Annotated in this window: 13 protein-coding genes and 1 pseudogene; 8 read left to right on the top strand and 6 right to left on the bottom strand. The window is 63.5% G+C overall.

The genetic code is table 11. From position 1 onward, the window contains the following. Window positions 1–30 precede the first annotated feature (30 nt). The 3 genes and pseudogenes from AC4CS3_RS18025 to AC4CS3_RS18015 all read right to left on the bottom strand — a co-directional run bounded on the left by AC4CS3_RS18025 (window position 31) and on the right by AC4CS3_RS18015 (window position 3,180). On the bottom strand, window positions 31–954 hold the full coding sequence (locus tag AC4CS3_RS18025) for a carbohydrate ABC transporter permease (RefSeq protein WP_490784573.1): 924 nt from the start codon (window positions 952–954) through the stop codon (window positions 31–33). After that, window positions 954–1,857: pseudogene (locus AC4CS3_RS18020) on the bottom strand (carbohydrate ABC transporter permease). The gene AC4CS3_RS18025 and the pseudogene AC4CS3_RS18020 overlap by 1 nt, the downstream one beginning before the upstream one ends. Window positions 1,858–1,860: 3 nt before the next feature. Next, window positions 1,861–3,180, bottom strand: coding sequence for an extracellular solute-binding protein (locus AC4CS3_RS18015; protein WP_490784572.1), 1,320 nt, complete (start codon window positions 3,178–3,180; stop codon window positions 1,861–1,863). Between the two features lie 287 nt (window positions 3,181–3,467). On the opposite strand from AC4CS3_RS18015, the gene AC4CS3_RS18010 reads away from it, so the two are divergent. Beyond that, the gene (locus AC4CS3_RS18010) at window positions 3,468–4,502 is read left to right on the top strand and encodes a LacI family DNA-binding transcriptional regulator (protein ID WP_236813675.1); all 1,035 of its coding nucleotides are present in this window, start codon (window positions 3,468–3,470) and stop codon (window positions 4,500–4,502) included. A 739-nt stretch (window positions 4,503–5,241) separates the two neighbouring features. Here AC4CS3_RS18010 and AC4CS3_RS18005 read toward each other — a convergent pair. Next, window positions 5,242–5,883, bottom strand: a complete 642-nt coding sequence (locus AC4CS3_RS18005) for a hypothetical protein (RefSeq protein ID WP_490784571.1) — start codon at window positions 5,881–5,883, stop codon at window positions 5,242–5,244. Between the two features lie 186 nt (window positions 5,884–6,069). On the opposite strand from AC4CS3_RS18005, the gene AC4CS3_RS18000 reads away from it, so the two are divergent. After that, complete coding sequence (locus AC4CS3_RS18000; RefSeq protein WP_441414149.1) at window positions 6,070–6,306, top strand: hypothetical protein; 237 nt, start codon at window positions 6,070–6,072, stop codon at window positions 6,304–6,306. A gap of 33 nt (window positions 6,307–6,339) precedes the next feature. Here the strand turns inward: AC4CS3_RS18000 and AC4CS3_RS17995 are convergent, their stop codons facing one another. Next, window positions 6,340–8,316 carry an APC family permease gene (locus tag AC4CS3_RS17995; protein WP_490784570.1) on the bottom strand — a complete coding sequence of 659 codons (1,977 nt, stop codon included), beginning with the start codon at window positions 8,314–8,316 and terminating at the stop codon, window positions 6,340–6,342. A gap of 385 nt (window positions 8,317–8,701) precedes the next feature. Here AC4CS3_RS17995 and AC4CS3_RS17990 point away from each other — a divergent pair, with 385 nt between their 5' ends. From AC4CS3_RS17990 to AC4CS3_RS17965, 6 genes are all read left to right on the top strand, one after another. Next, window positions 8,702–8,782: a potassium-transporting ATPase subunit F gene (locus AC4CS3_RS17990; RefSeq protein ID WP_231497388.1), complete on the top strand. Its 81-nt coding sequence runs from the start codon at window positions 8,702–8,704 to the stop codon at window positions 8,780–8,782. 6 nt (window positions 8,783–8,788) lie between these two features. After that, window positions 8,789–10,456, top strand: a complete 1,668-nt coding sequence (gene kdpA, locus AC4CS3_RS17985) for a potassium-transporting ATPase subunit KdpA (protein WP_490784569.1) — start codon at window positions 8,789–8,791, stop codon at window positions 10,454–10,456. Continuing rightward, window positions 10,453–12,591, top strand: a complete 2,139-nt coding sequence (gene kdpB, locus AC4CS3_RS17980; protein ID WP_490784568.1) for a potassium-transporting ATPase subunit KdpB — start codon at window positions 10,453–10,455, stop codon at window positions 12,589–12,591. The genes kdpA and kdpB overlap by 4 nt, the downstream gene beginning before the upstream one ends. An 8-nt stretch (window positions 12,592–12,599) precedes the next feature. Beyond that, on the top strand, window positions 12,600–13,211 hold the full coding sequence (kdpC, locus tag AC4CS3_RS17975; RefSeq protein ID WP_490784567.1) for a K(+)-transporting ATPase subunit C: 612 nt from the start codon (window positions 12,600–12,602) through the stop codon (window positions 13,209–13,211). A gap of 74 nt (window positions 13,212–13,285) precedes the next feature. Further along, the gene (locus tag AC4CS3_RS17970) at window positions 13,286–15,928 is read left to right on the top strand and encodes a DUF4118 domain-containing protein (RefSeq protein WP_490784566.1); all 2,643 of its coding nucleotides are present in this window, start codon (window positions 13,286–13,288) and stop codon (window positions 15,926–15,928) included. Next, window positions 15,925–16,602, top strand: coding sequence for a response regulator (locus AC4CS3_RS17965; RefSeq protein ID WP_441414143.1), 678 nt, complete (start codon window positions 15,925–15,927; stop codon window positions 16,600–16,602). The genes AC4CS3_RS17970 and AC4CS3_RS17965 overlap by 4 nt, the downstream gene beginning before the upstream one ends. Here AC4CS3_RS17965 and AC4CS3_RS17960 read toward each other — a convergent pair. Next, window positions 16,592–18,472 carry an ABC transporter ATP-binding protein gene (locus AC4CS3_RS17960; RefSeq protein WP_490784565.1) on the bottom strand — a complete coding sequence of 627 codons (1,881 nt, stop codon included), beginning with the start codon at window positions 18,470–18,472 and terminating at the stop codon, window positions 16,592–16,594. The two genes, AC4CS3_RS17965 and AC4CS3_RS17960, sit on opposite strands and share 11 nt — an antisense overlap. Window positions 18,473–18,554 lie beyond the last annotated feature (82 nt).

Below are 18,554 nucleotides of genomic sequence, written 5' to 3'. Positions count from 1 at the left end.
TTCCTTTCGTGAACTTCAAAAGAGCGTTGGCTATTTGCTGAATCCGGCGGTCAGCCCGCTGAGCAGCTGGCGGCGGGCCACCACATAGATGACCAGGAGCGGCAAAGTGGCCAGCACCACGGAAGCCAGCACGGCGGGGATGTTCACGCTGAATTCGCCCTGGAAGGTCCACAAGGACAACGGAAGCACGCGGGTGGACGGGCTCTGGGTCAGGATCAGCGGGAAAAGGAAGCCGTTCCAGACTCCGAGCGCGTTGTAGATGCCCACGGTCACGACGGCGGGCCGCGTCATGGGCAGCGCGAGTCGCCACATCATGGCCCAGTCCGAGCATCCGTCGAGCCGCATGGACTCGAACAACTCGTTGGGAACATCGCGCATGAAATTGCTCAGGATGAGGACGGAAATGGGAATGGCGAACGCGATGGACGGGAGGATCAACGCCAACAAGGTGTCATAGAGATGCGCCTTGGTGATCATCCAATAGATGGGGATGATCGTGGCGTGCAAGGGAATCGCCAGGCCCAGGAGGAACGTGTTGTTCGTCCACGTCAGGAACCGGCCCTTGCCCCGCACGATCGCGTAGGCGGCCATGAACGAGACCAAGAGTGCAGGTACAACGCTGCCCACTGTGACGATCAGGCTGTTGGCGAAGTACATCGCGAAGTCGTTGTCCAGGACCAGCTTGTAGTTGTCGAGGGTCGGCTCGGTGGGCGGCATCATCGGGTTCGAGGTGAAGAACCCGGCCTGGTTCTTCAGGCTGGTCACTACCACGTAGTAGATGGGAACGATGATGATCGCCAGCCAAAGCCAGCCGCCCAGACCGCCCAGATAGTTGGGACGGAGCCGGCCGGGGCCCTTGGCGCCTTTTGATCGCTGGCCATGCTTGTGGCTTTGCTTGTTGCTTTGCGCGGTGCGCCTTTCCGGCGGTGCGGGTATCTGGGTTGTGGAAGCCATCAGGCACCTTCCAATTGGCTTGCGTTGCGGTTCTTGCCACCGAGTCTTTGCAGGAGGAGGGCCAGGGCAAGGCCGATCACCACGAGGATGACGCCCAAGGCGCTCGCGGCCCCCATGTCGTTGGCCTTGAAGCCGGTCAGGTACATGTGCAGCGGTAGCAGCCGCGTGGAGTAGCCGGGGCCTCCGCCGGTGAGGACGAAGACGAGATCGAAGTAGGCCAGCGAGCCGACCACCATGAGGGTGGAGGACGTGATGATGGTGTACTTCAACTGGGGCAAGGTGATGGCGAAGAACTGCTGGACGCGCCCGGCGCCGTCGATTTGGGCCGCTTCATACAGCGACGCCGGGATCTGGCGTACGCCGCCTTGGTAGATGAGCGTGTGGAACGGGACAAACTGCCAAGCGATAACGAAGACGACGACGAACAGCACCAGATCCGAGTTGCCGAGCCAGTCCTGGGCCAGGAATGGAAGGCCCAGGCCCGGGCCAAGGCCGAAGTTCGGGTCCAAGAGGGCCTTGTAGGCGATGGCGACGGCGGCGGAGGACCAGCAGCAGCGGCACGAAGTAGAGGACGGCGAGGGCCGCGCGGTATTTCTGGGACGCGGATGTGAAGACTCCGAGGAGCAAGCTGATGGGAGCCTGGACGATGAACGAGAAGAACATGATCTTGGCGGTGACCCACAGCGCATTGCCGGTGACGGGATCAGTCAGGACCGTGGTCCAACTCGACAAGCCGTCCAGCTTGATTTCGCCCAGCCCGTCCCATTTGGTGAAGCTGAGGAAGAGCACGCCGAAGAGCGGGATGATGGCGAAGAGGAGGAAGAAGACGAGGGCTGGTGCGGCCAGCCACCCCGACGGGCCCTTTTCAAGGACCCGCCGGGAAGAACCGGTTGAGGTAGACACTGGTTACTTTCCGATCGTGGCGTTCATGGTAGAGACGAACTGATCGGGGCTGATCTTCTTCAGGAAGATCTGGTCCAGGTTCGCCAACATGGCGTCTCCCTGGGCAGGGCTGAGGGCCTGGTCCCACGAGAGGGTGAAGCTCGGGGCGTTCTTGGCCATGCCGTACACGTAGCTCAGGAAGTCCTTGTCCGGCGATGCGGCCAGCTTGCTTTCGATGCCTGTGGTCACGGGAACGGCTCCGGAGTCGATCAAGGCCTGCGTGTCGGCGTCGGTGAACATTCCGCTCTTGACGTAGTCGAGCGCCGCCTTCTTCTGGCTGTCAGTTGCCTTGGAAGAGATCGACCAGAAGTTGGACGGGTTGCCCACGACGTTGGCCGGATCGCCCTTGCCGCCGGAAACGGTGGGGAAGGTGACGTAGCCCAGCTTGCCGTTCTTGACGAAGTCCGCGGCGTCTTTCTTCATGCTCTGGTAGATCCAGCCACCCTGCAGGATCATGGCGGCCTTGCCGGTGTAAAGGAGGGCCTGGTCCGCGTTGCTGTCGGCGGCGATGGAGGAGAAGCCGTTGGCGAATCCGCCGGCGTCCACCAGATCCTGGATCTTGCTCAGGGCTTCCTTGACGGCCGGGTCGGACCAGGCGCCGGGCTTGTTGGCGGCGATGTTCGCGAAGACGTCGGGTCCGCCGATGCGCTCCACCAGGTATTCGAGCCACATCAAGTCAGGCCATTTAGACTGGCCGCCTAGGGAGAAGGGAGCGATGCCTGCAGCCTTGAACTTCGGCACCAATGCCATCAGTTCATCCCAGGTCTTGGGGGCCTGCGCGCCGATCTTATCGAAGACATCCTTGTTGTAGTACAGGACGACGGGCTGCACGTTGTTGTTTGGCAGGGCATACGTCTTGCCGTCGATCACGCCGTTCTTGAGCACGGACGGCAGGTAGCGGTTCTTGACATCGGGGTTTGATGCTACGAAGTCCGACAGGTCGGCCACTTGGCCGGTGTCGACATAGGACTTCAGCACGCCGCCGCCCCAACCGTAAATGAAGGTGGGTCCCTGGCCGGCGCCGACGGCGGTGCGCACCTTGGTCTTGTACGCGTCGTTCGCGAAGAAGTCGAGCTTGACGGTCTCGTCCGGGTGGGCTTTGTTCCATGCATCGATGGACTTCTGAAGTACGGGCTGGTTACCGCCCGTAAGGCCCCACATGGTGGCCGAATCGGCGTTTCCTGCTGAACTTGCCGGTCCACTTGATCCGCAAGCTGCGAGGGAGATCGATACGGCCGCAGCAGTGACGGCGATCGCTGCTGAGCGCAACGTGAGTTTTAGCATTTGCAATTCCGTTCGTCCTCCGGGCTCGACGCTGATTGCCCGGCTATTGGTTTCGGGAGTCCGGCCTTCGGGGAGCGAGGCTGCACTGCCGCTGAATATGCTTGATCCGAATCTTCGAAATATTTCGACAATATTTTCGTTCCGTTAGGCAAATTTAGCTATGGCGTGGGTCACCGTCAAGGCAAATCAGGCATAAAGTTCAACTCTTTTACGAAATGGCGATTGACTCTGCTCGCCTCGCCGCTCAGACTTATGTCAACGAAATATTTCGAAAGAGTTGAGGATCCATGGCCAGCAGCGAAAGTCCCGCCAAGGTGACATTGGCCGCGATCGCCCGGGAAGCGGGCGTCTCGATGCCGACCGTCTCGAAGGTGGTCAATGGGCGCGAGGACGTTGCGGCTGATACACGTGCCAAAGTCCTGACCGCTTTGGAGCGGACAGGATACAAGTCGCCGCTTCAGCGAAAGAACACCGCCAGCCGCCGGCCCGTGGTGGAGGTTGTCTTCGACACCTTGAATTCGGCGTATGGAGTGGAAGTGCTCAATGGCGTGCTGGAGCACGCGGCCGCCTCCGACGTCGAAGTCCTGCTCAACATCACCGGCCAGCAATCGGCGTCGAAGCTGAGCCTCGAGCAACGGGCGCAGCGGATCGTCGACGAAGGCCGCAGCGGCATGATCGTGGTGACCTCGGCGTTCAGCTCGGCACAATTGGATCCATTTCGACGGCGGCAGATACCAATTGTTGTCATCGACCCGCTCAACCCGCCGCCGGGTGACGTGGTCAGCGTCGGTGCCAGCAATTGGGCCGGAGGCAAGGCCGCCACGGCCCACCTGCTGGATCTAGGGCACCGCAGGATCGCCTATCTGGGCGGGCCGGAAGCGGCCGAGTGCAACCAGGCCCGGCTGCACGGCTACATGGCGGCGCTGATGGCGAAAGGGGTGCCCGTCGAGGAGCGCTACATCCTGTCCGGACCCTTCCGCTCCGAGAATGGTGTGGCGGGAATGAAAACGCTGCTTCAACTCGAAGAGCGCCCAACGGCAATCTTCGCCGCAAGCGACAGCATCGCCTTGGGCGTACTCGCCGAGGCGCGCCGGCAAAAGATCCGCATCCCGGAGGACATCAGCGTGGTGGGATTCGACGGAACCTACCAAGCGGAGGAATCGGTCCCTCCGCTGACGTCCGTGTCCCAGCCTCTGCAGGAAATGGGCCGCGCCGCCCTGCGGTTCGTCCTACGCCAAATGCGGGGTGACGCGGTGGACTCACGGCGGGTGGAGCTCGCTACGCATCTCGTGGTCCGCGAATCCACGGCGCCGCCGGCGTAGGCATGTCCCTCCCGATCCTCGCTCACCTATGAGGGTGTTTTCCCCGACGCTCGCTCACATCTTCAAGCCCAACCGGGGAAATGATCCCCGATCAGTGCAGCGCCGCTACGGCCTGGACGGGGACGACCTGGGCACACCCGATGTCGACAGTAAGATGAGGCCAAAATCAGCGTGGGTGAGGAACCTCCTTCCGGACGGAGGGCCGCTAGCGCCCGGATGGGGCCTCGGCCGAAGAATGGATAGGTCCGTTGCGCTCGGAATCATCAGGAGCCACCTCCGACCTGTCTTTGAGTTCCGTCCGGATCGCCTCGGCTGAACAAGGCACGGATGAACGGCAATGAGTATCACCTTGGGCGACCGCCACAGTTCCACAGGGAAGGCACGGTTCGACAGTCACATGGCTGAAAGACATACCTCCCAATGGGTGGGGTGACAGCCGAAGTGCACCTTTCGCGCGATGCCTAACCACCCTAAGCGCGTGCCGAACGCGCAAGAGAACATGTTCGTACTATCCGAAATTATCTTGGTTTTTGGATAAAGGCGGACAGGGTGGGATTTATGATTCTGAATGCTCCGAATCATTTTCGGCCCGGTGCGGCCCGGGTGGCCATTAGTTCTTCCCTCGAGGTCAACGAAAGTCCCGCAACCGGCAGTCTCAATGGTTTCAATGTGCGGCAGTGCGGAGATTTAGCACTCTCTTAACAGCTGGGAGCCGCCTTGCCGTCGCGCGAGTGGTGCCTCAGTGCTGGACGCCTGACTGCCGGAGGTCGCGCCCGCGAGGGGGAATTTCGACGTAGTAGATCGAGCCCGCACCCGGGGCGAGGTGCCGGTGGGTCTGGTGGCGGACTGGCCGGTATTCATGGCCGAAAGGATCCCGCACCGTGGCCTGTTCAAGGTGATCCAGCCCCGCGAGGAGCCCATCGACCTCCCTCAGCGTCGCCGGGTGCGTTTCTTCTCCACCAAGGTTGAGCACCCATGGTGTCCCGGCGGCGCTGCGGGCGCGTTCGAGGGCAAGGGTTTCAAACAGTCCGGCAAGGAGCGCCTCCAGGGTTGTCGGGTAGAAGCGCTGCAAGCGATGCGCCTGCAGATTCCGGTGCCGGTTGTTCATCCATGCCTGGCGGAGCCAGCTGAATTCCACAAGCCCGAACGAGGGACCGAGGCGCAGGTTCCTGTCTTTATCCGGGGTGAGGCGGCAGTCATTGCCTCCCCGGTCAAGGACGCAAGCTGCTTCGTCCACGTACTCGAGGTCTTCCAGCATCGCCGCCTCGGACGGGTAGTAGGTGAACTCTGCGATGTCATCGACCACGACGTAGTCTTTCGGACGCGTGCCTGGGACCGTGGCATCGGATGCCGTTCCGTTGGTAAAGCCAATGCGCTTCATGCTTACGTCAGCTCCTGCGGAGACCGTCCACGGCCCGGGTGGCCAGGAATTCTTTCCTCGATCTGATCACCGAAAGGACCCGTCCCCGGCGGTATTAATGGTTTCCATACGCCCGCAGGCGAAGAATTAGCACTCTCTTAACGGGCAGGACTCGAGCAAAGGCGGCAGGCATGTCAGACTTCGGCCATGAGTATCGAACATTGGTGGCCGAAGCTGAAGCCGTCGACCCAAAAATGGCTGATCGAGAACAATGGCGATGCGGTGCTCCCGGACATAACCGCCGAGATCACCCAAGTTGGAGGCGTCATTACTTCGGATGCGTGGTGGGTTGGTCGAAACGGGCCTTCGGGATTTTATTTCTCGGACGAGGCGGTCGACTGGATCGAAGCGGTAGCGAACGGCGAGGTGCCGGAGCGGCCCTGACAGCAGCGCTGTCAGGGCGTCCTGTTGCCGCCCTCAGCCCACGTGGACCCACGGGCGCCGGCTGACATCGGGTTCGGCTTCTCGCAGGACTTCCCGGGTGACCGGGGCGATCTCCCCTTCGCCGAGGAACAGGAAGCGAAGGAGATTGATGACCGGGTTGCCTTCGGTCCAGCGGAAGTAGATGTGCGGCATGAGGCCTGTTACGTCGCGGATGTGCAGTAGCACTGAAGCGATGGTGTTGGGGACCACCGGGCCGTGGACTTCGAGGATCTGGTGTCCGTGCCGAACCACCCCACGGACTTCGAGTGCGGTTTCGAAGTCGGAGGAATCGTCCACAATCACTTCCAGGAAGAGCGCCTGGTAATCCACCGGAATGTGGCTGACCTCGATGGCTGAGGTGAGTTTGTCCCGGTAGGCCTCTGCGGTGAGGCGGAGCGGTTCGTGGGCAATGAGCGCAATCGGGCCGCTCAGGTTGGTGGACATGAATTCCAGTGCCTGGCGGTCCAGATGGACGTGGGTGGCGTGCAGTTCAAAGGAGCGCCGGATCCTGGAAAGCAGGGAGATCACAATGATCCCGACGATAAAGATCGCGGCGATCCGGATGCCTTCGGGACGTTCGAAGATGTTGGCAATAGTGGTGTAAATAAACACTAGGGCGATGATGCCGAATCCGACAACGCGCTTGCGCTGCCTCAAGCGGCGCGCGGAGAGGGTCACCGCGACGGCTGCCGATGTCATCAGCACCAACACGCCGGTGGCGTACGCACCACCCTGGGCGTCGACGTCGGCGTTGAAAAGGAAAGTGATCAGGAACCCGATGAGGGTGAAGACCAACACCAGGGGGCGCACTGCCCGGGCCCATCCCGGTGCCATTCCATAGCGTGGAAGATAACGCGGGACCAGGTTCAGCAGCCCGGCCATGGCGGAGGCGCCGGCGAACCAGAGAATGGCGATGGTGCTCAGGTCGTAGATGGTGCCGAAGCCGACCCCGAGATATTGGTGCGCCAGGAACGCCAGGGCACGACCGTTGGCCTGGCCGCCGGCCTGGAATTCCTGGTCCGGAATGAGCACAACGGTGGTAAAGCTGGTGGCGATCAGGAAGCAGCTCATGATGACTGCTGCCGTGCTCAAAAGCCTGCGGGTTCCCTTGATTCGTCCGGCAGGGTTTTCCTCGGTGTCGGATCCGTAACCCCGGATCTGGGGCATCACGGCGACTCCGGTCTCGAAACCGGACAGGCCCAAGGCGAGCTTGGGGAAAACGAGTAGCGCGATGCCGACCACCATGAAGGGGTTTCCGTGCGACGTCGACAATGCATGCCACCAGTCGCCCACTGCGACCGGATGGGCGAACACCTCCACAAAAGTTGCGAACACGACAACGACGTTGAGGCCCAGATAGACAATGACGAGGACGACCGCCACACCGATGGCTTCTTTGAATCCGCGGAGGAACACGGCGGCCAGAAGGGCCAGCAGGAACAACGTAACCAGGATGTTCTGTCCCTGCAGCCAGCCCGGGGCGAGCGGATTCTGGATCGCGTGGGCCGTGGCGTCCGCGGCCGAGAGGGTCATGGTGATCATGAAGTCCGTTGCCGCGAACCCGAGGAGCACGAGGACGAGGAGCTTCCCACCCCAGCGTGGCAAGAGGCGCTCAAGCATGGCGATGGATCCCTCGCCGCGGTGGCTTTCCCCGGCGACGCGGTGGTACACAGGCAGGGCGCCAAGCAGCGTGACGGCCACCAGCACGATGGTGGCCAAGGGGGAGATCACTCCCGCGGCCAAGGCTGCGATGGCCGGCTGGTAGCCGAGGGTGGAAAAATAGTCGACGCCGGTGAGGCACATGACCTGCCACCACGAATGCTTCTTCAGATGGGAATCGCCCACCGCGCCTGGGCCCTGGTGCGATCCTTTGGAGTCCTGCAGTCCGAACAGCAACCACGTCCGCAAGGAAGACATACCACCGGGCCGTGGTGCCGAAGGATCAGCCGGGGGCCTGCTCAGGGTAGTCATGGTGTCCTTTCCGCGCGACGCGCAGGCACCGCGATCATTGCTGAAGATAGCACCGACTACAGGTGTTTTCGCTGGTTGAGGCCGATCTTGATGAATCCTTAACGTCGATGTCCCGGAAGTCGCGTCGCACCTGTTAAGAATCCGTCAAGATTCGGCCTTGCCGTGTTAAGGAACCATCAGGAACCGATTTTCGCGGCCTGCCAAGGAGTTGACTGACATCAGCCCCGCAAACGGGGCGCGGATGAAAGGACGTTCCAATGGCCGACATGGCTGTTGTGGGGATCTTCGTGGTGTCCATGGGGATCGTGATGTGGATTGCCCACCTTCTGGGCAAAATCGTCGACGGCGATGGGCCGGTGAACGGGCAGTGAGCGCGGACGCCGTGATGTGGTTGGTCCTGTTCATTGCAGGCTTGTGTCTGTTCGGCTACCTGCTGGCCGTGTTGATCCACCCGGAAAAGTGGTGATTCCGGATGGCTTTCAGCATTGCCTCCTTCGTCACGCAGGTGGCCGTCCTGCTCTTGCTGCTGATCTTGGCGCACAAGCCCCTGGGGATCTACCTTGCCCGCGTGTTTGAGGGCAAGAAGTCAAGCCGAGTGGAGCGGCTGTTCTACAGGTTGGCCGGAGTGGATGCGGGCGCCGAACAGAGCTGGTCGATCTACCTACGCAGCGTCCTGGTCTTCTCCGCAGTGTCCATCCTGGTGGTGTTCCTCCTCCAGCGGCTTCAAGGCGTCCTGCCGGGGAACAATTCCCTCCCAGGCGTAGATCCTTGGACGGCCATGAACACGGCCATCTCCTTCGCCACGAACACCAATTGGCAGACGTACACGCCTGAAACCACCGTGGGCATCTTCGTGCAGATGTGCCTCCTGGCCGTGCAGAACTTCCTCTCTGCCGCCGTCGGAATCGTGGTGGTGGTCGCACTGATCCGCGGCATCGCGCGCACACGGACGGACAGGCTGGGAAATTTCTGGGTGGATCTTGCCCGCACCTCGTTTCGCGTGCTGCTCCCCATGGCCGCGCTTGCAGCCGTCGTGATGGTGATTGGCGGCGTCGTGCAGAATTTCTGGTCTACCGACGTCGTCAACCAGGCAACAGGTGTCACCCAGACCATTCCCGGTGGGCCAGTAGCCTCCCAGGAAGCCATCAAGATCCTCGGCACCAACGGCGGCGGCTACTTCAATGCCAACTCCTCGCATCCTCTCGAGAACCCGAACGTCTTCATCAGCCTGTTCGAAGTCTTCCTGATCCTGCTCATTCCTTCCGCGTTGCCGTACGCCTATGGCCGCATGGTGGGGGACCAGCGGCAGGGGTACACCGTCGTCGGCGTCATGGGCACGCTCTGGCTGGCGTCCACGTTGCTGATGGGTTGGGCCGTTGCCGGCGCGCAAGGGACGGCAACCGCAGTGGCGGGCGGCCTAGGCGAGGGCTTCGAGCAGCGCTTCGGCGCGGCCCAGAGTTCGATCTTTGCCACGGCCACTACCTTGACTTCCACGGGGGCAATCAACGTTGCCCATGATTCCCTGCCGCCCCTGGCCGGCGGCGTGGCCATGGTCAACATGATGCTCGGCGAAGTGGCCCCCGGCGGCACAGGATCAGGGCTCTATGGCCTGCTCATCCTCGCTATTGTGTCCGTGTTCATCGCCGGGCTCATGGTGGGCCGCACTCCGGAATTCCTGGGCAAGAAAGTCGGGCCCCGGGAAATGAAGCTCACGGCTATGTACATCCTGGTGACACCCGTCATCGTGCTGGCGCTCGCCGGGATCACGGTCCTGCTTCCGGACGCCATTGCCAATGCGCCGGCCTCCGGCCCGCACCAATTCAGCGAAGTGCTCTACGCCTTCACCTCCGGAGCCAACAACAACGGCTCGGCCTTCGGCGGGATCACCAGCTCTGGACCGTATCTGTCCTCGATGATGGGACTCGCGATGCTCCTGGGCCGCTATCTCCCCATCGTGCTGGTGCTTGCCCTGGCGGGTTCCCTCGCGAAACAACCCAAGATCCCGGCCTCCACCGGCACAGTTCCCACCCATGGCTGGCTCTTCGGTTCCCTCTTGCTCGGCGTCACAGTCATCATGACCGCCTTGAGCTACTTCCCGGCCCTCGCCTTGGGCCCCCTCGCAGAAGGACTCCTCAAATGACCCGGTCCAACACGGCATTAGCCTCGGACACCGCCGCCCAGACCTACGCAGACGGAAATCCCCTCGGTACTCCGGGGGAGCACAAGCACCACACCAAGGCTCCGGCCAAGCTGGACCTTGCCAGTATCCGGACCGCCCTGCCGGTTGCAGTAAGGAAACTGGGGCCACGCCAGATGATCCACTCTCCGGTGATGTTCACCGTGCTGGTCGGGGCGGCTCTCTGCACAGCCATTTGCCTCCTCAAACCCGCCGTGTTCGGCATTGCGGTGACAGTCTGGCTCTGGCTGACGGTGCTCTTCGGAACCCTCTCGGAGGCCATTGCCGAGGGACGGGGCAAGGCCCAAGCGGACAGCCTTCGGGCCAGCAGGAAAGGCGTTGTCGCCAGGCTCCGCCACGCCGATGGCACCCTCAAGGAAGTGCCGGGAACGGAACTGCGGAAGAACGACGTCGTCATTTGCGAAGCCGGTGACGTCATCCCTTCCGATGGCGAGATCATCGAAGGCCTGGCGAGCGTAGATGAATCCACCATCACTGGTGAATCGGCGCCCGTGATCCGTGAATCCGGCGGCGACCGCTCCTCGGTGACCGGCGGTACCAAGGTCCTTTCGGACCGCATCGCCGTCCGCATTACGGCTGAGGCGGGCGAAACGTTCATCGACAGGATGATCAAGCTCGTGGAAGGCGCAGTCCGGCAAAAGACGCCCAACGAAATCGCACTCCACGTCCTCCTTGTCTCCCTCACCATCGTGTTCCTGGCGGTCACGGTGAGCCTGGCGCCGTTCGCTTCCCTGGCAGGGGCCACGCCATCGCCGATCGTGCTGGTGGCTCTGCTCGTCTGCCTGATTCCCACGACCATCGGGGCGCTCGTGCCGGCCATCGGCATCGCAGGCATGGACCGCTTGGTGCAGCACAACGTCCTGGCCACGTCCGGCCGCGCGGTGGAGACCGCCGGAGACATCACCACGCTTCTGCTCGACAAGACCGGCACCATCACATATGGCAATCGGCGCGCGGTCAATTTCTTCCCCGCTAACAACGTCGATCGAGCCGAACTCATCGAGGCGGCCCGGCTCTCGAGCCTGGCCGATGAGACGCCGGAGGGACGCTCCATCGTGGACCTCGCGGCGGAAAAGGGCGTCGGGGGCCCGGACCTTGCCGCTCTCTTGAAAGGTTCGGAAGAGTTCGCAGTTGTCGAGTTCAGTGCAAGCACGCGTATGAGCGGCCTGGATCTCGACGGGCGGAAGATCCGGAAGGGCGCCGCAGCCGCCGTCGCTAAGTTTGTCGCTGACGCCGGAGGCCAGACGCCGGCCGAGGTGGACCGCAAGGTGCAGGAGATCTCGGCCCAGGGCGGCACCCCGCTGTTGGTGGCCGGCGTCGGGAACGACGGCGGAGCCCGGGTCCTGGGCACCATCCACTTGGCCGATGTGGTCAAGCCGGGCATGCACGCCCGCTTCGCCGAACTGCGCCGGATGGGCATCCGGACAGTGATGATCACGGGTGACAACCCCATCACGGCCAAAGCGATCGCAGCCGAAGCCGGGGTGGATCACTTCGTGGCCGAAGCCACCCCGGAAGACAAAATGGCCGTGATCAAGGAGGAACAGGCCGAAGGGCGGCTGGTGGCCATGACCGGCGACGGCACGAACGACGCGCCTGCATTGGCCGCGGCTGATGTCGGAGTCGCCATGAACTCCGGTACACCCGCCGCCAAGGAAGCCGCCAACATGGTGGACCTGGACTCGGACCCCACCAAGCTCATCAACATTGTGGGCATCGGCAAACAGCTGCTCATCACCCGCGGCGCCCTGACCACGTTCTCGGTCGCCAACGACGTCGCGAAGTACTTCGCGATCGTTCCAGCCCTGTTCACGGGCGCTTTCCCCGGACTGGGGCTCTTGAACATCATGGGGCTGGCATCGCCGGCCTCGGCCATCCTGTCGGCAGTGATCTTCAACGCCCTCATCATCATCGCCCTGGTTCCGCTCGCCCTGCGCGGCGTCAAGTACCGCGCTGTCTCGGCAAACCAGGCGCTGGCCAGGAACCTGGCCATCTACGGCCTCGGCGGGCTCATAGCTCCCTTCATCGGGATCAAGCTCATCGACCTGCTCATTTCCCTCATCCCCGGCATCGGCTAGGAGCCACCATGAACACCCTTCCCGGCTATCTTCGGCAAGCAGGAACGGCCCTGCGGTTCCTGCTCCTCGCCACCGTTGTCCTCGGATTGATCTACCCACTGGCGATTTTCGGCATCGGACAGGCCGTTGCGCCGTTCCAAGCAAACGGCTCCATCGTGAAAGACTCGGCCGGTAAGCCCGCCGCTTCCGCCCTGATTGCGCAAGTCTCCGCCAACGACGCCGGCACCCAGAACCCGCTGTGGTTCCACGCCCGCCCCTCGGCAGGCAAGTGGGACACCGCCGGTTCTACCGCCAGCAACCTGGGACCCAACGATCCCAAACTGCTCGATGCCGTCAAAGCCAACCGGGCCGCCATCGCCGCCGCGGAGGGGGTCAAGGAATCCGACGTCCCGGCGGACGCCGTGACCACCAGCGGTTCCGGGCTGGACCCGCAGATCTCGCCCGCCTATGCCCGTCTCCAGGTGCCTAGGGTAGCCAAGGCCCACGGGCTCACCCCGGAGGCGGTGCAGGCCATGGTGGACCGCCGCACAGTCACCGGACTCGAGGCCTTCCTGGGCCAGCCGTCCGTCAACGTCACGGAGCTGAACCTGGACATAGCCGCAGCGGTGCCGGCCAAGTGAAGGAAATCGGCCAAGCGAGTGTGGCCAGCTCAGCGCGGGGAACCGCCGCGTTCAACAAGTGAAAGAATGACCACATGGCACGGGCAACGCTGCGCATTTTCCTCGGGGCAGCCCCGGGAGTAGGGAAGACCTACGCCATGCTTGAAGAGGCCCACCGGCTCCGCGGGCGCGGTGAAGATGTAGTGGTGGCCTTCGCCATGGATCATGGGCGCAGCGACACCCGGGCCTTGATGGACGGACTGGAAGTCATTCCATCGCACAGCATCGCGTACCGGGATACCAGCTTTGAAGAGATGGACGTCGACGCGGTCCTGGCACGTAAGCCGCGCACCGCCGTCGTCGATGAATACGCTCACTCGAATATCCCAGGAAGCCGAAATCCCAAGCGTTGGCAGGACGTCGAGGAACTGCTCGACGCCGGTGTCAACGTCCTCTCCACCGTCAACGTGCAGCATCTGGCATCCCTCGGTGACGTCGTAAGTGCCATCACCGACGTCCGGCAGGCGGAGACAGTGCCCGACGACGTCGTGCGGCGTGCCGATCAAATACACCTTGTGGACATCTCCCCGGAACTGCTGCGGCAACGGCTGGGCGACGGCAAAATCTACTCGGCGGACAAGATCGACGCAGCCCTTTCCAATTATTTCCGGATGGGCAACCTGACGGCATTACGGGAACTGGCCCTGCTGTGGCTGGCCGATCGCGTGGACGAAGGGCTCGCGAAGTACCGTTCGGAACAGGGGATCGAGGCGAGCTGGCCAGCCCGCGAACGCATAGTCGTCGGCCTCACAGGCGGCCCTGAAGGAGAAGTCCTCGTCCGCCGTGCCGCCCGGATCCTCAAGCGCGTCAACGGCGGCGACTTGCTAGCGGTGCATGTCCGCGCCGCCGATGGCGTGGCGTCGGAATCTCCGCAGGCGTTGGAATCCCAGCGCCTTTTGGTCCGGGATTTGGGCGGCAGTTACCACACGGTGGCGGGGGAGGATCCGGCCAAAGCCTTGCTTGACTTCGCCCGCAGCGTGAACGCGACGCAGATCGTCGTCGGGATTTCCCGACGCCGGAGCCTCGTCGCCCGGCTGACCGGCCGGGGGATCGGCAACCGGGTGGTCCGTGACTCCGGCGATATTGACGTGCACATGGTTTCGCATCCGCTGGGTGGGCGGGGCGTCGACCGTCGGCGGCAGCGGGACCTTGGCCGCACCAGGGTGGTCGTCGGGTTTGCCATGGCTGTGGTCCTTCCGGTTCTTTTGCAGCTCCTGCTGGCCGCGAGCCCTTCGCACAGCATCGCGACGGCGGTGCTCCTCCAGCTCACGGGCTCGGTTGCCGTGGCGCTGGTCGGCGGGTTGTGGCCCGCCCTGCTCGGTGCCCTGTGGAGCAGTCTGTTGGTGAACTTCTTCTCCATACCGCCCGTGGGAACCCTGACCATCAGCGACCCCGAGAACATCCTCGCGTTGCTCGTCTTCGTGGGCGTTTCAGCCGCAGTGGCCGCCGTCGTGGACGTATCGGCCAGGCGTTCCAAGGAAGCTGCCCGTGCCCGTGCCGAGGCCACCACCCTGGGTGACCTCACGCGGGGGGCATCGAGCGCAGAGGACACTGTCGAGGGACTCTTGAAGCAAGCGCTGGACGTGTTCCAGATGCGCGGTGCCGCGTTGTTCAAGGCGGGAGGCCTGGCTGACGCGGAGACCGGCGGCTGGCGCCTCGTCGCGAAGGCCGGAGAGGCCGCACCACTACTGCCCGACGGCGGCGAGAACACCGAACAGATCGACGCCGGAACCCGGCTGGTCCTGTCCGGTCGCATCCTGCCAGCCAGCGACCGCCGGTTGCTCAGCGCCTTCGGAGCGCACCTTTCGGCCCAGCTCGAGCGGCGACAACTGGCAGCCAGCCGACGGGAGGTCATGCGCTTGGCCGAGAGCAACACCATGCGAACCTCCATCCTGCGCGCCGTCTCCCACGATTTGCGGACTCCGTTGGCCGGGATCAAGTTGGCCGTGGGCGGCTTGCGGCAAAGCAACGTCCATTACACGCCCGAGGAGGAACAGGAACTGCTGGCAACCATCGAGGAATGCTCGGACAGGCTCGACGTCCTCGTGGGGAACCTCCTGGACATGTCCCGCATCACCTCGGACTCGGTGAACGCCCTCATTCGCCCGGTGCGCTGGTACGAAGTGATTCCGACCGCCCTCCATGGCATACCGCCGGGCCGGGTGCGCGTCGACCTGCCGGGAAACATGCCGGAGATCGACGCCGACTCCGGAATGCTGGAACGCGTCATTGCCAACATCGTGGAGAACGCCATCAAGTACGCTCCGGATTCCGATGTTGTGCTGGTGGGAGCCGCGGGTGGCTTCAGTTCATCCACCTTGGACGGGAGGCCGTCGGGGGAACTGCGCATCATCGACCACGGCCAAGGAGTCCCTGCCGAAAGCGTGGTCAGGATGTTCCAGCCATTCCAGCGGCTCAACGACGTCCCTTCCACCACCGGGGTTGGCTTGGGGCTCGCCGTGGCGAAGGGATTCACGGAAGCGATGGGAGGCACCCTCACCGCGGAAGCGACTCCGGGCGGTGGCCTGACCATTGTCATTCGGCTTCCGCTGTCCACAGGGGTCGCGTTCCCGCACGAGGAGGCGCAAGCTCCCATGGAAGCGCAATCGGTTCTTTTGCAGCGCCGCCATGTGCCGCCGTCGGGCAGCCCGGAGAGCGCATCCGGGGAGGCGAGATGAGCAACGTCCTGGTAGTGGACGACGATCCCCATATCGTCAAGGCCTTGCGGATTACGCTCCAAGCCCACGGTTACACCGTGGCCACCGCGTCCGACGGCGAATCGGCCTTGCGCTCTGCAGCCCAGCACCCGGTGGGCGTCTTGATCCTCGACCTGGGTCTGCCGGACATCGACGGAACCACGGTCATCACCCGCTTGCGTGAGTGGAGCAGCGTGCCCATCCTGGTCCTCTCCGCCCGGCACGGCTCCGACGACAAGGTTGAAGCCCTGGACGCCGGTGCGGACGACTACATCACCAAGCCCTTCGGGCTCGACGAGCTGCTGGCGCGTCTCCGGGCGATCCTGCGGCGCACGTCGGATCCAGGCGATGAACCGCCGGTGCTGGTCACTGAATCATTCACTGCGGATTTGGCCATGAGACGCGTGACGCGCGACGGCGAAGACGTCCGGCTGACGCCGACCGAGTGGCGGATCCTTGATCTCTTCGTGCGGAATCCCGAGAAGCTGATCACCCAGCAGCAGCTCCTCAGCGAGGTCTGGGGGCCGGCCTACGCCAAGGAAGCCAATTACCTGCGCGTGTACATGGCCCAGCTCCGCCGGAAACTGGAACCGGAGCCCGGGAACCCGCGCCACCTGATCACCGAGGTAGGGATCGGGTACCGGTTCATGCCGTGAGGCGGGCCGCCGCGGCGGCAAACTCCACCGTCCCTCCGGCCTCGACAAGCCGCGCGTACGCTCCGCCGGCATCGCGAAGCTCACCGGGTATTCCGAACTCTACGATCGCACCGCCAGCAAGGACCGCCAGCTGGTCCGCTTTCTCCACAGTGGATAGCCGATGGGCAATGGTGAGTGTGGTCCGGCCAACCGCCAGGCGGTCGAGCGCCGCCTGGACCTGGGCCTCCGTGGCGTTGTCCAGGGCGGAGGTGGCCTCGTCGAGGACCAGCACTTTGGGATTGCGCAGTATGGTTCGGGCAATGGCCAGGCGCTGCTGTTCTCCGCCGGAGAACCGGTGGCCGCGGGCGCCGACCATCGTGTCCAGGCCGTCGGGCAAGCTCGCGATCAGGTCCGCGATCTGCGCGGAGGCTAGCGCGCTCCACAGCACGGCGTCGTCCGCTCCGGGCGCAGCCAGCAACAGGTTTTCCCGGATGGTGTCGTGAATCAAATACGTCTCCTGCGACACGACACCAACGATTTTCGTCAGGTCCTCCGGGGCGATGTCGCGGACGTCCACGCCGTCAACTGTGATCCTCCCGGCGGTGGCGTCATGCAGTCGCGGGACCAGCGAGCCCAGCGTCGATTTCCCGGAGCCCGTGGGTCCCACGATTGCAGTGCTGGTGCCGGCCGGAAGCGTAAGGTCGATGCCGTGCAGGACTTCAGCGCCGCCGTCGTACGCGAAACTGACCCTCTCGAAACGGACTTCGCCGCGTACTGCGGCCGGGTCCAGGGCAACGGGGTGCGCCGGGGCAGTGATTTCGGGAGCCAAGTCCAGGTACTCAAAGATGCGGCTGAACAGGGCCATCGCCGTGACCCATTGGACGCCGAGGTCCAGCAGGCTCATGACCGGGCGGAAGATGGCGGACTGCAGCGCGGTGAACGCGACGAGCGTGCCGATGGTCATGCCGCCGCTCGTGACGGGCAGTCCGGCAGCCAGGTAGATGAGCGCCGGAATGGCCGAGAAGATGATGCCCATGGTGGACATCCGCCAGCGGCCGGCCAACTGGGAGCGCATCTCCAGGCCGATCAGCCGTTTGGAGCTTTCCGTGTAGCGGTGGGCGTCGCGCTTGGTGGTTCCGAGGGTTTTGGAGAGCCGGACACCTGAGACGGAGAGGCCTTCCTCCACCTGCGTGTTCATCGTGGCCAGTTCGCTCTGCAGCGTGGACGTGATGTTGCGCCGGAGCAGGGCCACCCGGCGGGTGAACCAGACCGCCGGCGGGATCACTATCAGGGACAGGAGCGAGAGCCCGGGTGAAATGGCCACCATCGCGATGGCGGTGGCAATGGCAGTGGTCAGGTTGGAGGCAACTCCGGTGGCGGTGGAGGTGATGACTTGCTGCAGGCCGGAAATGTCGTTGTTCAACCGCGACTGCACCTCGCCGCTGCGGGTCCGGGTAAAGAATCCGAGCGATTGCTTCTGCAAGTGGGTGAACAGTCGCGTGCGCAGGGTATGCATGATCTTCTGGCCCATGCCCGTGGTCATCCAGGTTTGCAGCACGCCAATAAGCGCGGTTGCGGCGGCCACGGCGATCAATCCGGCGGCCAGCCATGCGAGAAGCGGCAGATCCTTGCCGGGGAGCGCGACGTCGATGATGTGGCGGACCAGGAACGGCTGCGCCAGGCCGATGATGCTGGAAGCGCTGATGAGGAGCACGACGACGGCGATGGTCGCCTTGTGCGGGGTGAACAGCCCGGCGATCCGTTTGAGGCTCACGGGGTGCTGTTTCAACTGGGTGCGGTCCGCGGGATTGAGGCGGGCGGGGCCGCGGCCGGGACTTCGGGCTCCAACGCCCGGTCGATGGGGATTTTGGGTGAGGATATTCTCCGTCATAAGCACCACCTCCAGTGGCGAGCGGGGCGCGGGAATCGCGCCTACTAATGCAGAGGTTACCTCACTATGTGGTTACTGGTCA

The sequence above is a fragment of the Arthrobacter sp. SE2 genome (genome assembly GCF_058244265.1).
This window is presented reverse-complemented; position numbering and strand designations above follow the sequence as displayed.